9 protein-coding genes and 1 pseudogene are annotated in these 18,130 nt (G+C 34.3%); all 10 read right to left on the minus strand.

Translation table 11 applies throughout. The features are described 5' to 3' along the window. Nucleotides 1-65: 65 nt before the first annotated feature. Nucleotides 66-761, minus strand: coding sequence for a hypothetical protein (locus FDM27_RS13565; protein WP_140487262.1), 696 nt, complete (start codon nucleotides 759-761; stop codon nucleotides 66-68). After that, nucleotides 758-3,403, minus strand: coding sequence for a T9SS type A sorting domain-containing protein (locus tag FDM27_RS13570; protein ID WP_140487264.1), 2,646 nt, complete (start codon nucleotides 3,401-3,403; stop codon nucleotides 758-760). The genes FDM27_RS13565 and FDM27_RS13570 overlap by 4 nt, the downstream gene beginning before the upstream one ends. A 141-nt stretch (nucleotides 3,404-3,544) precedes the next feature. Then, complete coding sequence (locus FDM27_RS13575; protein ID WP_219846417.1) at nucleotides 3,545-4,591, minus strand: pectinesterase family protein; 1,047 nt, start codon at nucleotides 4,589-4,591, stop codon at nucleotides 3,545-3,547. A gap of 131 nt (nucleotides 4,592-4,722) precedes the next feature. Continuing rightward, nucleotides 4,723-6,315, minus strand: coding sequence for a DUF5123 domain-containing protein (locus tag FDM27_RS13580; RefSeq protein ID WP_140487266.1), 1,593 nt, complete (start codon nucleotides 6,313-6,315; stop codon nucleotides 4,723-4,725). A 19-nt stretch (nucleotides 6,316-6,334) separates the two neighbouring features. Further along, complete coding sequence (locus FDM27_RS13585) at nucleotides 6,335-8,356, minus strand: RagB/SusD family nutrient uptake outer membrane protein (RefSeq protein WP_140487268.1); 2,022 nt, start codon at nucleotides 8,354-8,356, stop codon at nucleotides 6,335-6,337. Nucleotides 8,357-8,367: 11 nt separating this feature from the next. Next, nucleotides 8,368-11,718 carry a SusC/RagA family TonB-linked outer membrane protein gene (locus FDM27_RS13590; RefSeq protein WP_219846418.1) on the minus strand — a complete coding sequence of 1,117 codons (3,351 nt, stop codon included), beginning with the start codon at nucleotides 11,716-11,718 and terminating at the stop codon, nucleotides 8,368-8,370. A 670-nt stretch (nucleotides 11,719-12,388) separates the two neighbouring features. Further along, complete coding sequence (locus FDM27_RS13595; RefSeq protein WP_140487270.1) at nucleotides 12,389-13,306, minus strand: alpha/beta hydrolase; 918 nt, start codon at nucleotides 13,304-13,306, stop codon at nucleotides 12,389-12,391. 13 nt (nucleotides 13,307-13,319) lie between these two features. Further along, nucleotides 13,320-14,885: a glycoside hydrolase family 28 protein gene (locus tag FDM27_RS13600; protein ID WP_140487272.1), complete on the minus strand. Its 1,566-nt coding sequence runs from the start codon at nucleotides 14,883-14,885 to the stop codon at nucleotides 13,320-13,322. 61 nt (nucleotides 14,886-14,946) lie between these two features. Then, nucleotides 14,947-15,911 (minus strand): annotated as a pseudogene (locus tag FDM27_RS13605) (pectinesterase family protein). A gap of 918 nt (nucleotides 15,912-16,829) precedes the next feature. Beyond that, on the minus strand, nucleotides 16,830-18,098 hold the full coding sequence (locus FDM27_RS13610) for an alginate lyase family protein (protein ID WP_140487274.1): 1,269 nt from the start codon (nucleotides 18,096-18,098) through the stop codon (nucleotides 16,830-16,832). Nucleotides 18,099-18,130 lie beyond the last annotated feature (32 nt).

Genomic DNA, 18,130 nt, shown 5'->3' on the forward strand with positions numbered 1-18,130 from the left:
TTTTTTATTTGATGAAAAAATATAATTTTCTGATTTTATATTATCGAAAATTACTTTGTTCAAAGTTATTCGTAAGTATAAGTTACTATCGAAGTTGAATAAGACCCTTGTTTATCGATAGTATTGATTTTAATTTGATAAGTAGCATTCAGTACTGCTGCAAAATCGGCAATAGAACTAATAGTTTGATTGGTTAAAGACTGAATAACTACATTATCTTTTTTTATTTCTATGTCATATTTTAATTCACCAGTAGTAGAATCTTCATCTTTACCTACCCAAGATAAACTTGCCATGCTGGTACTTTTGTTTATGTTAAAGTTTATTACTGCTGTGTAAGGCACATAGTTTCCTATAGGATTTCCAGGTGTGGTAAACGAATTCGTTGCACTAGCATTCACTCCATCACTATTTTTGGCAGTTACAGTCCAGGAATAAGTTTTTCCTTTGTCCAAAATCACTTTGTAGGAAGTAGTGCTAATTTCTTTTTTCAACACTTCAGTCCCAGCCTGAGTTAGTACTAAAACATAGGAAGTTGCATAAGCAGCTCCAGTCCAACTAAAACTGATTTCAGCTTTGGTATTGTCACTGGCAACAACAGTATAGGCACTACAGTTTTCACCATTAGCAGGCAAGGATAAATTGGGTTTTGCCGGCAGATTCACTTTCGGCTCTCCATCTGAGTTGCCTCCGCCACAGGACACTAAAAGCCCTAAACTAACAGAGAAGCATATTGTTTTAATATTTTTTATTATTATCATTTTAAAATAACTTTAAATGTTTGTACTTCGGTTCCCTGAGTAATTCTTACCAGATACATTCCCACAGCAAATCCTTTTAAATTTACACTGGTAGTAGTGCTATTAACTTTTTGCTCCAGCATTAATGTTCCGCTGGTAGTGTACACTTGGATTAAACCGCTGTTTAATCCTTCAACATTTACTATATCGCTAGTTGGATTTGGATGTACAAAGGCTGTTGGACTCATTTTAAAAGTATCTTGAACTATTCCCTGACAATCACTATTAGTTTCAATAGTTACCGTGTTTGTAGATTGAAGCAAATTGGCATCGATTTCAATTTTAGCTATTTCACTGTTAGCTGTAATGTAAGTACTGCTAACACCATTAACCGTTACATTATACTCATTACTTCCGGAAACAGTATAAGTCACCGTTTTGTTAAATTCTTCTCTCTTAGCAGTCAGAGCCGAAATTTCTTTGACAACTACAGTATAACTTTCCTGGAAAGAAATAGAAGGTATCGAAACAGTAATCACATAAGTTCCTGCTGTAAGATCTGATTTCACCCAATTGGTTGTAGTAGTAATAGTTTGGTTATTTAATGCTAAGTTAAGTCCGTTTCCTGTGATGGTCAGGTTATACGTATAACCGTTCAAATCAGTACCAACACTAATTTTACCATTAGCCTTAGCCGGGCAAGTAGGTGTTTCTACATATACTTTAAGTTTAGGAGTAGCTGTTGAGGAATTGCCTGCAATGGTAATATTTGGAGTAGAGCTATTTACATCCATATCCACACCCAAATAGTAGCCTGGATGAGGCGGTTGATTATAGCCTGAATTTTGCCAAGCAATTGCCACTCTATACTGAGGATCGTGCATCAAAGTATATAATTTATGCGTAGTCGGAATATTGGTTGTATAAATCCCGATAGAAGTATTGTCATCTTTACGAAAGATTACCTCTTCTCTCCAATCCCCAAAAAGATCGGCACTTAAACATGGTGTTGCTTTAGTGGTATTGTTTGATGAATATCCTGTGGCAGTGAGCATATTAACCGTTTTTCCATTAATATAATCCCATTTGTCTATTTTATTCGAATCTAATAATTCACGGTTTAAATCTCCATCCCACCAAATAGAAAAATTCTGTGTCGGTTTTTTATTGCTTATAAGATTGCCTTTGCAGTCCATCAAATAGTTTGTGGTAGTTGTAACGCCTGAAGCATCTTTTACACCAGCACTACCAAAACATTCATATCCTTTGTAGCGTGGGTCAATATCTGCGGCATTACAACGTCCTACATCTGTATTTGCAGGTATTCCCCATAGTGTTGCTCCAGTTTTGGCATCCAAAAATACCAAACCATTGGTTTTATATTTAACTGGTTCTTCCAGACACATCCATATTTCTTGTCCGGGACGGTCGGGATCCATATCGGTCATATGTAAAGCATCACCGTGACCTAAAGTGTTGGCAAATAATAGTGTCCCATCGTCATTAATACCGCTTGAACCGTTAAAAATTTCGTCTTTACCATCCCCATCAACATCACCCACGGTCATTTGGTGATTTCCCATACCTGCCGCTCCAGAATTTCCGGAAGTATTACTATCAAAAATCCATCGTTGAGAAAGCGTACCGTTTCTCCAGTCCCAGGCCACACGTACTAATCTGGTATAGTAACCACGTCCCATTATTAAACTGGGTTTGGATCCGTCAAGATAAGCGATAGCAGCAACAAAACGTTCTGAACGTCCTCCGTAACTATCACCCCAGGAAGATACGCTTCCGCGCGCTGGCAAATAATTAGTGGTTGCCATAGCTTTACCGGTTTCTCCGTTAAAAATGGTTAAAAATTCAGGCCCCGATATAACTCCACCATAAGTACTTGTTGATGTTTTACTCCCATTTGGGTTTCTGTAATCTGCTGCTGCATCGCCAATAACTATTCCGGTTCCATCGATGGTTCCATCCGCAGTTTTACAGGCCAATTCAGCTTTCCCATCCGAATCCAAATCATACACCATAAACTGGGTATAATGGGCACCAGCACGAATGTTTCTTCCTAAATCGATTCTCCATAAACGTGTTCCGTCTAAGCGGTAGCAGTCAATGTAAACGTTACCCGTATAACCTGGCTGTGAATTGTCTTTTGAATTAGTTGGATCCCATTTTACAAATATCTCATATTGGCCATCACCGTCTACGTCGCCCACGCTACAATCGTTCACGTTATAGGTGTAGGCTATATTATCGGGAGTGGTACCTCCGGGAGGAACTTGCATGGGGATATCCAAATATTGATTTGCCCAAACAGTAGCTGATTCTGAAGCCGACTCTTCTACTCCATTAATAATAGCCCGAACAGTATAAGTACCGTTGGTAGTAGTTGCATGAGTATAATTTGTAGTAGTCGTAAAAGGACTTCCTGCCAGTTTTACACCGTCACAATATAAATTGTAGCTTACATCAGTGGATTCGGTTCCCAGCATTCTCCAGCCCACATACACCCTACTAGCATCGAGTCGTGTTGCGATAAGGCCTCGGTTTAGTTTTTCAACATTGCGCTGGGCTATTAGCTGAGTGGTTATCCCAAATAAAAACAGCATTAAAAATACTGTTTTTTTGAAAAGAAATATTTGTATTTTTTGGTTCATAGTTGGTCTAATTGGTTGTTATAAAGCTTTTAACACATAAATAATTCGTTGATTAACATTAAAAAATTGGAAATTAAAAAAGTATTTAAATTTAAAAAATACTGTCATCCTGAGTTAAGCCTAATGGACACAGCCAAAAATCTATTTTTTAGATATATCATCAAGGATTTTCTTTGGGTTCCAGTTATCGATAACCGGCTTTTCAGCATAGCTTTTAAAAATATTTTCTACACTATATTCTTTTACCTGATCAGCAGTTAAATGTTTCATCCATTTTACCCGTTCATTTGGATAAGCTCCGATGCCTGTAGAATTGTATTCGCCATAAAAAGTAGTAGTTTCGGCTTCCAGTTTACCCCAGTTATGCCAGCCTTCGGGTTTTATGTGTCCTCCCATTTCGCATTTAATAAATACCGTTTTAGCAAAATTTCTCCAAGGTCTTCCCAGATAATAGCTGCCATTTGCTGAATTTGTCGTCAATTTACAATTTAAAAAAACTAATCCATAAGGATTTTTTTCGTTCGTACTTGCGGCAGTAAGATAACCTCCTCCTGCTTTTGCAAAAATTTCGCATTGATCAAAAACAGCAGTTGAAGCTCCAAAAATAAAATCAACAGTCCCTTCAATGTAACAGTTTTTATAGTATTGTCTGCTTGTGGTACTACGCGGATAGAGTGTGTCCTGAAAACCCAGAAATTTACAATTATCAAAAATTATTTTATCTCCGTCAATTCGAACAGCTACGGCCTGTCCAACAGGTCCTGATGAATTTTCGAAGGTGATATTTTTAGCTTTAAAATTATCTCCAGTAACAATAAAACTGGCTGATCCGGATGTTCCTATATCTTGTCCTGAAGCATTTTTTTTCGAAGCATAATCATCATAAGTAAGAATAACATTGTCTTTACTTTCTCCAATTAAGCTAATGTTATTCTTATCCTTGATTACTTCCAATTTCTCTTTATAAATACCATTCTTTATTAGAATTCTAGTCTCCTTGGTCTTAAGAAGCGCTACCGAATTAAGAGCTTCCTTTACCGTTTTATAATTACCACTTCCGTCTTGAGCAACCACTATATCGTACTTATTTATTTTGATTGAAGTTTTAATAGTTTTAGAATCATTAGCTGCTTCAATAAAAAAACTGTTCATTAAAAACACAGAAGCCATTAAAATTTTTGCAATCATTATTTATTTTTTTATCAGTATTGTTTTTATTTTAGGTTCAATAAAAGAAATATCCCTTACTAATTTTGAATTAATTCAATCTTTAAAAAAGAGGGGAATCCTAAAAATTCCCCTCTACTATAAAAAATTATCTAGTTAAACCATCTTTTATCACCAGCAACTCCTGTTCCTGCAAAACCTATTCCTTCTTTAACATGGAAATCTCCAATGGCCGGATTAACAAACAAACCGTAAATATTAGATGGCACTACTGTTATACCATTAAATGGTCTAACATCTACGATCATGTCATTTGTTTTATAACTGCCTGTATAAGAAATAGGAATATTACTGTAATTTCCATTAGTATCATTGATTTTAGCACCTCCGTTAGGGCCTCCTAAAATAAGATTTTGAATAGAAACTTGTGAAGGTTTATTATTATCAAATAACCAAAGATGCCCCATTGATAGTGTAATATTTACACAAGTAATATTTTTAAAATTAACTTTAGTAGCAATACGGATGTCTCCAAATCTGGTGCTGATTTCTGTCAAAGTACAATTTGAGACATTAAGTGAACCTACTGTGGTAGTTCCTCCAAAATTAAACATTCCCCAACCTCCTGTGTTTGAAATCCATGAATTGTTTACATAAATATCTTTTATGACAGTTACACCACCGGCTCTAACTAAAGAATTGATATTAGATACATTACAACCTTCGATAAAAATGTTATTGACTGTTTTTCCTCCAAGATCAATAAAGAAATTTCCTGAAGAGGTTGTCGTCAAGTATTGAATTATGATATCTTTTATTTGAGTGGCAACATTAAATCTGGCATTAGTCAAAATTGGTAACTCACCATTACTACCTGTAGATCCTGTAAAAGCAATATTATTCACTCCTGTAGGAACCATAATTTCGCCCCCAATTGCATAAGTTTTACCCACTTCAAATTCTACCGTAATATCAGTAGCTCCACCTAATACAAGGTTACTTAAAACCGTATTTATGCTTGCTGCATTGTCAGCTTGTAAAACTTTGTAAACAGCACTATTAGAAATTCCTGTAGTTGTTATATTCAAAGTACCTCTATTATTCGCTCCATTAAAAATCTTAGCAATATATTTTGTCCCAATACTTAAATTGTCAAAACTAAGTTCACCCAATGTTATCTGCTCTTGGTTTAAAGTTACCTCCTTTATTAGTTGCATTTCATTACTGTAAAGAACAACCTTAGTTACATTTGGAGTCAATGCCCACTTTAGCTTTATACTATTAGTCGTTGGAAAATAATTAGTAAAAATCTGTTCTGGTGGCGTTTCAAAATAAATCTGATTATAACCTGATTCCATACCGGATGATTCATCTATACTTTTCATTCTAACTGAATATTTAGTTGTTCCATCTAGTCCAGTAAACATTTCCCGATATTCAACCTTAGTTAGATTATTGGAATCAGCAAAAGGAGTCAAATTAGCTGCCGAAAACTCTACCGTTTTTACAATTTCCTTAAATTCCAAACTGTCTTTACTGAATTCGAAGACATATTTAGTTGCCGAAATGGATTTGGTAAACTTAAGTTCAACTGAAGTAGACTGAAGTTTAGAGACCTCGAATATTAATGACTTGAAAAGCCTGTCGTGTCCCGGCTCAACCTCCCAATCATTATAATCTTTTTCACAACTCACCATAAAACAGGAGAGTATTGATACCACAAAAATTAATATACTGTTTTTCATTTAAATTTAGTTTAAAAGTTTAGTAGCCATAAGAATTTGTAAGGAAACCTTTTGACTCAAATACATCTTCATAATAGATAGCAAAATATTGTCTGTAATTACAGTTCTTATTCCCCATAGTATATTGGGCAAGATTAGCCTGAATCTCACCACCATTTGTCATAGAGCTAAGAAAACTAGAATAATCGTAAGCCTTATTAATTCCGGTAGCTGCCAATAATACTTTTGTAGGATTATCCAAATAAGTCCTACTGGTTCCACTGGTTGGTTTTACGATACTCTTTGTAAACCAGGAGGCCGACTGATACTCCGTTCCAGGACTGGCTCCCAGATTAGTATAAAAATTGATGGATTTTTGATCAATAAACTCAGCATCTTTGAACTTATAATAAATCGTTTGTGGGAAATCTGAAGGCTGATAAGTTTTGTCAAAAATGGTTACAGGCACTTTATTATCCAACATTAAGCAAAGTGTTTTCTTCATCGCTTCTATTTTTTCATATAACAATCCCCAACGACACAAATCACCTTTACGAATGGATTCGCAACCAAATTCCCAAGCGCGTTCATTAACAATGGCATTGAAAAAATTAGCATCATATTCTTTAATTTTTGGAGAACCAGCACCAAAAGCACGTTCTCTTACTTTTTCTAAGGCCTGACGAGGAGACATTCCTGCTGCAGTATTTACCGCATCCGGACTAGTCAACTGACTCTGAGCTTCGGCAAACATTAAATAAATATCTGAATAGCGCATCAAAATCCAGTTTACACCTGTAGCTATACGGGAATTGGCTGTTTTATGCAATGCCAAATAAGAAGGTGCCATCCAGTAAATACGCCATTTTGCGAAACTAACATTTAAAGCATCTGTTTTCATAGTTTCTTTATTGGCACTACCATAACTTGTCCATGTTAAAGTAACATCACGACGTAAATCATCACGATCGAAAGAATAAAAATAATAAGCCTGAGAAGCCACATAACTTCCTCCAAATCCTCTTGAACCATATTTTGTATTACCTGCTACTTCATAACCCATCAAAGAACCAATATCCCCATTATTTCCTAAACCAAAAGCAACTTCAAAAAGATTCTCGTTGTAGGTATTCTGTTGTAAACTACATACGGTTTTCCATATATTTTCATAACTAGGATCCAAGGCATGCGGATGTGCCGAGCTTCCTAAAATTTCAGCCGTTTGCTGAGCCGCTATTTGATAATAATCTCTCCAGTTTTTAACTCTCCCCACATAATAACCGTTTTCTTCCTGTATCGTTGGATGATGCTCAACATCGGCATCAGGAAATAAATTACCGTCACGCAAAGACCATCCTCCGGCATAAAGAGCAACCTTTGCCAAAAGCCCTTTTGCGAAAGCTTTAGAAATACGTTCTGAAGTCGAATACTCCGCATTAGATTTTAACCATGGCAAATAATCTACAGCCTCAGTCAAATCTTCTACTAAACCAGCATAGATGGTATCTCTATCGGTTTTTCCCATATAAACATTAGAAAGATCTGATTTAGATGCTTCTCTCTTAAATGGTACATCGCCCCAGTATTTCACTAATTCAAAATAAGCCATTGCTCTAAGAGTTAAAGCTTCTCCTAATAGCGGTTTCATCTCAGCAGCTCTGGTCTCAAATATTGGTGAATTCCTAATTCCATCCACAGCTGTAGAGGCTAATTCAGCAAACTCATACAGCGTTTGCCATTTGGTAGTCTGATTATAAGGATCATCATAAAAATTACCGGCACCAGAATCACTACTGGTAGAATTATAACCTGTGGTCGAGAAACCCGAATTAGTCTCAATATCCGAAACTCCCTGCCAGTTTACTGATAACTTTTGTCCATAAATATAGGTATCGGTCATCTTTCCGTAAACTCCCATAATGGCGGCTTTAGCCATTGATGGTGTTTTAAAAACGGTTTCAGAACTTAATTTAGAAGGCGAAGTTGTTTCCAAAAAATCATCACTACAGGAGAATAATCCCAAAGCAACAACAATGAAAGAATAGTATATTATTTTTTTCATAATCTTTTTAATTAAAATGTTACGTTAGCTCCAAATAAAACTGTTCTGGCTTTTGGATAAGCTGACCAATCTAATCCTGGTGTCAATGGAGAACTATTTGTACTTACTTCGGGATCTTGTCCTGAATATTTTGTCCAAACTTTTAAATTATTTCCAGATACATAGCAGCGGATTTTTTGAATGAATCTTCCTTTAGCAATACTTTCTGGAAGTGTGTAACCTAATGTTAAATTACCAAGTCTTAAAAAAGAACCATCTTCAATTGCCCAATCAGTTATTATTGTTGAATTAGATAATGGATGCCATATTTGGGCATTTTGATTAATCTCTTGTAACAACTGCGGATTAGCATCGGCACCAAACATGATATTGTTGCCTGTAACCGGATCAATAGTTGTAAAACGATTTTCTAAGCTCATAATAGAACTTGCATTGTTGTAACGCTTTGAACCACTGAAAGTAGTATTATCAATTTTATTGGCATTGTAAATATCATTGCCATAAGACCAGTTGAACATTGCCGACAAATCAAAACCTTTATACGAAGTATTGATTGAAAAACCTCCTGTATGTTTTGGCTGTGCTCTACCAATAACTTTACGATCTTCATCAGGATTGATAACTGTACCTGTACCGCTTAATTTTTTAAGTTTCATATGTCCCGGTCCAAAATAATTCCCTGAAGTTGTGATTACTTTAGAAGCATCTACTACTCCCGGATTCAAAATCCATTTCTTTTGAGTGTTATCATATGTAAAATCGTCAAAACTATAAAACCCATCCGAAACATAACCATACATTAACCCAACAGGTTGTCCTACTCTGGCTCTATAATCATCACGTCCTACATTAGGAGCCCAATTTGTAGCAGCAATCATTTCATTAGAACCGTCTAAACTTTTTACTATATTTTTATTAAATGCTATATTAAAATTAGCTGACAATTTAAATTGATCGGAGTCAACGATATCTCCTGACAAAGTGAACTCTAACCCTTTATTAGATGTGCTACCTATATTTTGGTATTGCGAAGTATATCCTGAGTTAGAAGGTAATGCCACTGCAAGAATTAAATCCTTAGTATCGATTTGATAAGCATCAATACTCAAATTTAATCTTTGATTAAAAAATCCTAAATCAAGACCTAAGTTAGTTGAAACCGTAGTTTCCCATGTCAAGTTTTCGTTTTTTAAAGTTGTCGAAGGTTTTAAAGTACTCTGAGCATTATTGCCTATATAAATCAATCTGTTAGCTGATGATTCAAAAGTATAATCTTGTCTCCAATAAGATCCCACACGGGCATTACCTACTTCACCATAACTTAAACGAAACTTAGCATTGGATAACCAGTCTTTGGTTTTTTCCATAAATTTCTCTTCCGATAATCGCCATGCAAAAGCAGCTCCCGGAAAGAAACCCCATCTGTTTTTTGGCGAAAAAACATTTTTACCATCTAGTCTTGAAGTAGCACTAAAAATATACTTATTGAATAATGTATAATTAATACGTCCAAAATAAGAAGCCGTTCTGCTAGGCTCGTTAATCGTAGTATAAGTTGGCAATGGAGTTCCATAATTCCACATGGCTAATACGTCTTTAGCATTGAAATCATCAGGGAAAAATTTTGACTGTATTAATGTTTCACTAGTGTGTGAATCACGGGCTTCCTGTCCCAATAAAACATTCAATCGATGATTCGAATTACTAAAACTTCCATCATAACTTATCGTATTTTGCATAGACCAGTCAACCCCTTTTACATCCTGACGTCTAGCAACTGGCTGACCTCCATTGGAACTGGCCTCACCTGTATTTTTCAACCAAATATTATCAGTAAAATTTCTATTTACTGCATAACTACCCTGAGAAACAATAGTAATTCCTTTAAAAGGCTTAAAAGTTAATCCTCCATTCATGGTAAGATTAAGATTATTTTGCTCTTTATATTCGTTTGAAATATTATAAATAGGATCATTAAGACTACTTAGAGCCTCAGCAGAAGTTATGTTGTCACTAGTACCCAGGAGAGCACCCGGATCCAGATAAGTTAAACTTCTAACTGGCGCATATTTAATTCCATCTCTTAATTTACTTCCACTAGAAACACTAGGTCCGGTAATGATTGTATTTGAAAATCTGGAGTTAATATCTAAACGAAATTTTGAACTAATCTCTTTATTTAATTTAAAACTCAGATAGTCTCTTTTGTAAGAAGAGTTTATCATTATAAAATCTTCAAAATCATGCGTATAATTAATCTTATATTGTAATTTCTGATCCCCTCCGGTCAAACCTAAATCAGTATGGGTTTGAAATCCGGTATTACCATATAATTTTTCCTGCCAGTCGAATCCTTTTTTTGATTTGTAAATATCACGATCACTCCACAAACCGTAAGCAGAATAAAAACTTGTACCAGAAACACTTGATCCCGGATCAATCTCTTTTTGAAAATATACATATTCATAAGGAGATAAAACATCCGTTAAATTATAAGTCTTTTTTAAACCTGTATAAGCATTTGCAGTAATCTCAACTTTTCCTTTTTTTCCTGACTTGGTTGTTATAAGCACTACCCCATTAGCTCCCTGAGAACCGTAGATAGCTGCTGATGACGCATCCTTAAGTACATCGATAGTTTCAATGTCGCCAGGAGGAATATCATTAATATTGTTCACCTGAAAGCCATCTACTATATACAAAGGGGAATTATCCTGAGTAATCGAACTTCCTCCTCTTACACGAACATTAATTCGGGCATCTGGAGCTCCTTCGGTAATCGTAACGTTTACTCCGGCTAATCTACCTGCTATAGCCTGTAAAGCATTGGTAGCCGGAATATCCTTTAAATCCTTCATGTTTACTGAAGCAACGGAACCTGTTAAATCTTTTCGTTTTGCTGTTCCGTATCCAATAACCACTACCTCTTCAAGTTTGCTAGAGATTTCCTGCATGAGTACATTAACTATTTTTTTTCCGGAAACAGGAACCTCCTGAGTTTCCATTCCGATATAGCTAAAAACTAAAACAGCATTTGAAGAAACATCAGGAAGTACAAAATTCCCATCCATATCTGTAATTGTGCTTTTTTTAGTTCCTTTAACAAGAATAGACACCCCCGGAATTCCAAGTCCTTTATCATCCACGACCTTTCCTGAAATTTTTGCTTGTTGGGGCTGAAGGACTAAAACGGTTTTCTTTTTTTTTAAACTTACCGAAATAGCATTATTCAATACGGTCTTCGTTTTTCCATAAACAATAGGTGAAAATGAAAAAGCTACCATAACTAATAAAGCTAAATGCCTTTTTTCTATCAAAGCATTACTTAAGCCAAAGTTTTTCCTTGACAACTTATTATTCATAATTTTTTGGTTTAGTTAGTTAATTAATTGCTTTTGTGTTTTTGAGGTAAGAATAATTTTTAATCATTCCGATGTTGCTTACCTCTCTAAATTTTTTTTTAAATGTTTTTACATAGTTAATTGGTTAGAAGTTTGACAAAAAAAATGCAGCATTCAATTTTAGATTGATTAAAATGTGTTTCTAATAAAAAATCTTGTTTTTAGCGCATAATATTAAGTCAAAAGTAAATTTTGTCATTTAGGAGAATAGGGAGAAAATACAAATTGAAGGGGGTCATATTACCATAAATCTATATTTTACGGTAGTTTGAACTTAATTTAGTTTTAAAAAAGTAAAGAAAACTAAATAGAATAAAGTGCTACTCTAATTTTAAAGCGCATTGATGCTTGAATATGTTGTTTTGTGAAAAAAAAAGTGGTTATCAAAAAATAAACCACCACAAAGCAGGAGTATTATAGAAAAAAAATAGCTTTTGAAATGAAACAGTATATTTAAAAGAATACTGATTATGTATTCAATATAATCCAATAATCCCAAAAATTAAAGAGAGCTACTTATATACTGTATTATACCGGGAAATTTTGTATTATACAACAACTATAATTGTTGTGAAGCTGAGCATTGCAAAATAATACTCATTAGATAATATAATTGATTTTAGCTAAAAAACTACTTCCCTAAAAATCCCATTTCCTTCATCCAGTCTTCACATAAATTTGTCCAAAGTTCCGTTGAACCGGGATTGTTTCTTAAAGCAATTGAATGTCCTCCCTGTGGAAAAATGTGCAAAGCCGATTTGACATTTGAATTCAAAAGCGATTGGTAATATTGAAGACTATTTAACGGATTAATTACAGCATCATTAGCAGCACAAGTTACAAAGGCAGGAGGAGTATCTGTGGAAACATTCAACTCTGCCGAAAAAAGAGTTTCTAAATCAGCCGAAGCATTTTTACCCAGCAGCGCATCATAACTTCCTTTATGTGCATTTTGCTTCATGCTCAGAGCTCCCGAAATCAGGATTTGAAAATTAGGATTAAAAGCTATTGCATCTAAAGCATCATTTATTTGCGAATAGTCTTTTTTGATAGTTGCTAAATTTGCCGCCAGACCACCGCCTGCAGAACATCCCATTACGCCAATTTTATTTTTATCTATTCCCCATTTTTCAGCATTATCACGAACAATTTTTATGGCTCGTTGTGCATCCATTAATGGTCCAAAAGTGGGGGCTTTCAAATCAGGCGAAGTAGGCAACCTATGCATCACTACAAAAGCATTCACTCCAAAGGTATTGAACCATTTTGCCAATTGGATTCCGGCAATATTATAAGTTAACTTTTGATAGCCTCCTGGCGGAAAAATTAAAACAGCAGCACCCGTATTTTCTTCTTTTGAAGTAAAAAAAGAATACATTCCCGGTGTACTCACCTGAGTTACCCTTTCGCGTTCTTCAATATGTTCTAACTTCATTCCCTTAGAATTAGGCATTTTCCCTTCGGGCCAAAGTGCTTTATAATCCTGTGCTAATACAGCAGTAGTTGTCAATACTAGCAACAAAATCAATATGATATACTTTTTATTCATAATCACATTTTCGCTATTTAATCTCTTTGATTGGTTCTTTTAATAAAGATAGAAAATTACTTCCTTGAATAACTTCACTATTTTTAGTCTCTAAAAAAACATCAGTATTTATTCTTTGAAAACAATTATTCAGCAAAGCATTTTTACATTCTGTTACTTTTATTACTGATTGATTTTCCAGAGGTTTCTTCGACCTTATATCATTAAAAAGTAAGCCATCACATTTATAAAACTCCAAAGATGCCCCTTTTTGTGTACTAATATCCACATTATTAAAGCTCAGATTTGTTGCAATTGCTGCACTAAAACCTTCCTTTGCCTCCATGTTGATATTCGTAAAAGACAGCTCATTTATTGGCATTTCTTCGATACCGTTTATTACCCCGGCCTTATTTATATTAATTCCCGAAACATCACTTATATGAATATTTCGAAATATAGGAGTGCGTTCAGAAACTGGTTCTGCTTTAGACGATCTGTCATAAAACAAATCGAAAGTAAATGCATTTCGACTAATATTTCGCATTACGATATTTGAAACTCTAATATTTTCCACAACTCCGCCTCTTCCTCTCGATGATTTCATACGAATACCAGCATCGGTTCCATCAAAAACACAATTAGAAATAACTACATTTTTTACCCCGCCGGACATCTCACTTCCTACAACCACACCACCATGACCGGCAAGCATTACACAATTAGTGATAGTTATATTTTCACATGGTTTACCATAGCTTCTGCCCTGAAAATCACGCCCGGATTTTATGGTAATACAATCATCTCCAACACTAATAAAACAATCCGAAATTCTAACATTACTACAAGATGATGGATTAATTCCGTCAGTATTTGGACCATGCGGATTAGTTGACGGATTAAAAATAGTCACACCATGAACAACAACATCATTACAGCCTACAGGATTGATTGTCCAAAAAGGAGAATTTTGGATACGAACACCTTCAATTTTAATTTTATTGCATTCTAAAAACTGGATAAATGGTGGACGGAAAAATTGATTTTTAAGCCCCGCTTCATAATAAGGTTCAACTTTCAAATCTTTATTCTCTTTAGTCCACAGTTTCTGAAGTTCAGTAGGATTTTCTATTTGTCCTTTTTCTTTGACTTCAGCTGATATCTTTTTTATCTCATTCCACCAGGCAAATCCATTACCATCCAAAGTACCTTCTCCTTTTATACTAATATTTTCTGCCTTATACGCATTGAGCAATGGAGCAAACGTATTCATAAAAATCCCTTCATAGCGCACATTTTGAAAAGGTACATAATCATTAAAATCAGACGAAAACTTTAAAGTCGCACCAGCTTCTAAATAAATAGTAATATTACTTTTTAAAGTAATTGCTCCAGTGAGATAGGTTCCCGAAGAGAAGTAGAGTATTCCTCCTCCCTCTTTAGCTGCCAAATCAATAGTTTGATTTATCAGTTTAGTACATTTTGTTTTACCTGTATTGTCTGCTCCTAATATTTTAATATCGTAATTTTTACTATATCCCAAAAAGGAAAAAAATATAAGAAATACAGTACAAACATTTTTGATAGATCTTTTTTTCATTATTTGCTTTTTTAATGCCTTTATATTTTTACAGATGAACTCCAGATTACTTTTTAGACAATTAAAGTTTGCTCGAATCTAGTTTCCATTCACTTTCCATTTTAAAAATTTTATCCAATTCAAATTCAGAAACTTGGCTTTTCTTTAGGTTATGCGACCATTTTACCCGTTTTGAAACATCGGCACCGGGTCCTGTATTTCCAAACTCAGCATAAAAGCAGTCTTTTCCTTTTCGGGTTTGTCCCAATTATGCCAGCCTTCCGGCAGAATATGTTTTCCCATAAAACATCTTATGAAAACTACATTGGCATATTCCCTCCATGGTCTTCCCAGAAAGACTTTCTTAACACCCGGTTCTGCCGTCAACACGCAATCCAAAAAAACAAATCCAAACTGATTCTCTTTGGGAGTATTGGCTGCCGTTATATACGAATCTGTATTACTATGAATTTCACATTGATCAAAAACTGCAGTAGCTGATCCAAAAATATAATCGGTAGTTCCTGCAATGAAACATTTTTTAAAATACTGACGTCTATTATTTCCCGCAGCATACAAAGTATCCTGATTAGCTAATAATCGACATCGGGAAGCTACAAAATAATCGCCCTCGACATGAAGCGCAACCGCCTGACCTACTCTTCCCGCTGAATTTTCGATAGTCAAATTTTCAATTTTGATATGATCTCCTAAAATCTTTAGCGTATAACTATTGAAAGTTCCTATATTCTCCTGACCCGCATAATTATTATAGCTTATAATTGTCTTGTCTTCACTCTCACCAATGAGACTTATATTAGCATGAAAAGAATCGATTAAAACTTTCTCATTATAAACTCCATTTTTAATAAATATCTTTTTTTCATCAGCAGAAAAAGCGCCACAGGCAGTAACCGCCTCTTGAATAGACTTAAAGTCTCCCGAACCATCCAAGGCAACAAGAAAATCTATTTTATTTGCAAAAACTGAATTTACAGGAAGAAGTACTATCCCTGCAATGAATATAAAAAAACAAACCAATCTCATTTTATCATTACATTAAAAAAAGAAAGAATAATAAATTTTATTATCCTTTCTTCTATTACAACCAAACTAAATTAAAAAAAACTATAATTACCAGTTATAGCCTTCAACTTTTTACTAACCATGCAAACATAGCTTCTTCTAAAAATAACAAGGTGTGTTTTTTACAATACTACAAGGGTATAATTACAATTATATGAGTTATTACTAATCTTTTACAAATAAACAAAAGCTTTATTTAAAGATCATTACAACTATTTAATAAAAGTAAAATTTTTATCAATATTTATCAGTTTAAAATTTTTCATTGGTTGGTTTTTAAATATAAATTCATAATTTATTTTTTTGTGGTTTCGGTTATTTTCCAACTCATTGGGATTGAATTGAATTTGTTTTTAATCATCCCATTTTGATATGCAATCAATAGGAATTACATATCACTTAATCTTTTTTTGTTTCCCCATAGGCTTTTAATTTGATTATAGAATTCAATTCTCTTTATTTATCTACAATCAAAAATACCTACATAAATTCTCCCTGAATACTAATTATCAACCATTCTGCATAAACTATCACTCATTTTTAAATTTATTTCATTAAAAACATAGTTAAATTTTACAATTTATTTTTCCACTGTAAAACACTCAATTAAAACCATTTACAACAGAAATAAATTCACCAATAATTATAAAAAACAAAGCCAAGATTGCGCTTAAGAAAAACGCAATCTTGGCATAAACCGTTGGTAAAATTGTTATTTGATGAATTATCAAATTGGACTTAAAGAAATTTATAAAGTCTTCGACAGACTCAAACTGATATATGAGTTTACAAACACAAAAGCCTGTAAAACTCTTATTTTAGAGAATTTTACAGGCTTAAAAATAATCTTAGAATTTATTCAATAAAAATAAACCCGAATTATTTAGAGTATAACAAAGTTCCAAAACCTAAATCATCATATCCTCCACTATTAGGATTCAAATCTCCGCTTCCACCTTCGGGATAGCCAACATCTTTAGCTGTTTTTATGTAACGAGCTTTAATCCCTTTTCCTATTGTGTAATGATTGTAAATTCTTTCCCAAACAGGTCTGATACCTCCTCTGCCTGCATCATCGGCAGCTGTTGTATGAGTAACATTTGCACAGTTAGTATAAGTTTTAAAAGGTACACTTAATCTCGCAGCATTATACTTAGCAACATATTCAGCACCTTTCAATATCATATTGTCATTATAGCCATAGATATCTAAACCTTGATTTTCTGCCATTTGAGCAATAGAACCGAGCAAACCTATTACCATCAAAGTATGCCCTTGATCACGACCACTTTCTTGAATTTGCCCCAAATCAATATCGTCATTAGCCGATTTTGGATGAATATGATTGATAGCTTTTAACAATTGTCCATTTCCTACCCCTTTCATCAAATAATTAATAACGTAAGTGTACATTGAGACATCATCATTCAATACTGCTATAGACATCATAGAAGCCAAATTACACAAATCCCAGTTAGCCCAATAATGCGTGCTGCAAGCGTTCCAATGCGTATCTAAAAAAGCTTTATTTACCGGATAAAATACATCCAACATCCACTTTTTAAATTTAGCCAAATCGGTAGCATTCCATCCTGAATAGTCACGCATGATTTCAGCTGCATTTGCAAACTGATATCCATAAATTCCGGCACCTAATGCTTTATTAGAATCTCCGCTGATAGAAGTACAAGTAGCAGCCCAAGCATTCAAAATTTGAATCGATTTATTGGCATAAGCTACATCTCCTGTAATTTTCCAACGAATTGCTGTTAAATAAGCGGCATGAGCATCTTCCATTGCTGTTGAATAATTATCTGCTAATGGTTCTTCTCTAGAACCTCCTCCTCTAATAAGAGTTACCACCGGTCCTTTCATCACATAAGTAGCTGAAGCATGGCTATTAGAAATCATTTTATTATACCCTGAAATCCATGGATCTACCTGATTATCAACCTTTGTTTTCATTCTGTCAAAATCGGCTTGAGAATGTAATAATCCCGGATGGGCAAAAACTTTATTTGAAGGCACTGTAATATCCTCAATTACAGAAACTTCCTCTACCTTCTTTTCTGGTAATCCGTATTCATAAGTGCAGGCAATAAAAGACAAAGAACTTATTATTGCGATTGCTATTTTTGTATTTATCATTTTTTATATTTTTAGAAGTGTTTTCATTTTCT

The organism is Flavobacterium sp. GSA192 (genome assembly GCF_006386525.1).
Taxonomy (GTDB): Bacteria; Bacteroidota; Bacteroidia; order Flavobacteriales; family Flavobacteriaceae; genus Flavobacterium; species Flavobacterium commune.

Coding starts and splice junctions, on each gene's coding strand:
- FDM27_RS13565 (WP_140487262.1), bottom strand. CDS start 761: ATGATAATAATAAAAAATATTAAAACAATATGCTTCTCTGTTAGTTTA.
- FDM27_RS13570 (WP_140487264.1), bottom strand. CDS start 3,403: ATGAACCAAAAAATACAAATATTTCTTTTCAAAAAAACAGTATTTTTA.
- FDM27_RS13575 (WP_219846417.1), bottom strand. CDS start 4,591: ATGATTGCAAAAATTTTAATGGCTTCTGTGTTTTTAATGAACAGTTTT.
- FDM27_RS13580 (WP_140487266.1), bottom strand. CDS start 6,315: ATGAAAAACAGTATATTAATTTTTGTGGTATCAATACTCTCCTGTTTT.
- FDM27_RS13585 (WP_140487268.1), bottom strand. CDS start 8,356: ATGAAAAAAATAATATACTATTCTTTCATTGTTGTTGCTTTGGGATTA.
- FDM27_RS13590 (WP_219846418.1), bottom strand. CDS start 11,718: ATGAATAATAAGTTGTCAAGGAAAAACTTTGGCTTAAGTAATGCTTTG.
- FDM27_RS13595 (WP_140487270.1), bottom strand. CDS start 13,306: ATGAATAAAAAGTATATCATATTGATTTTGTTGCTAGTATTGACAACT.
- FDM27_RS13600 (WP_140487272.1), bottom strand. CDS start 14,885: ATGAAAAAAAGATCTATCAAAAATGTTTGTACTGTATTTCTTATATTT.
- FDM27_RS13610 (WP_140487274.1), bottom strand. CDS start 18,098: ATGATAAATACAAAAATAGCAATCGCAATAATAAGTTCTTTGTCTTTT.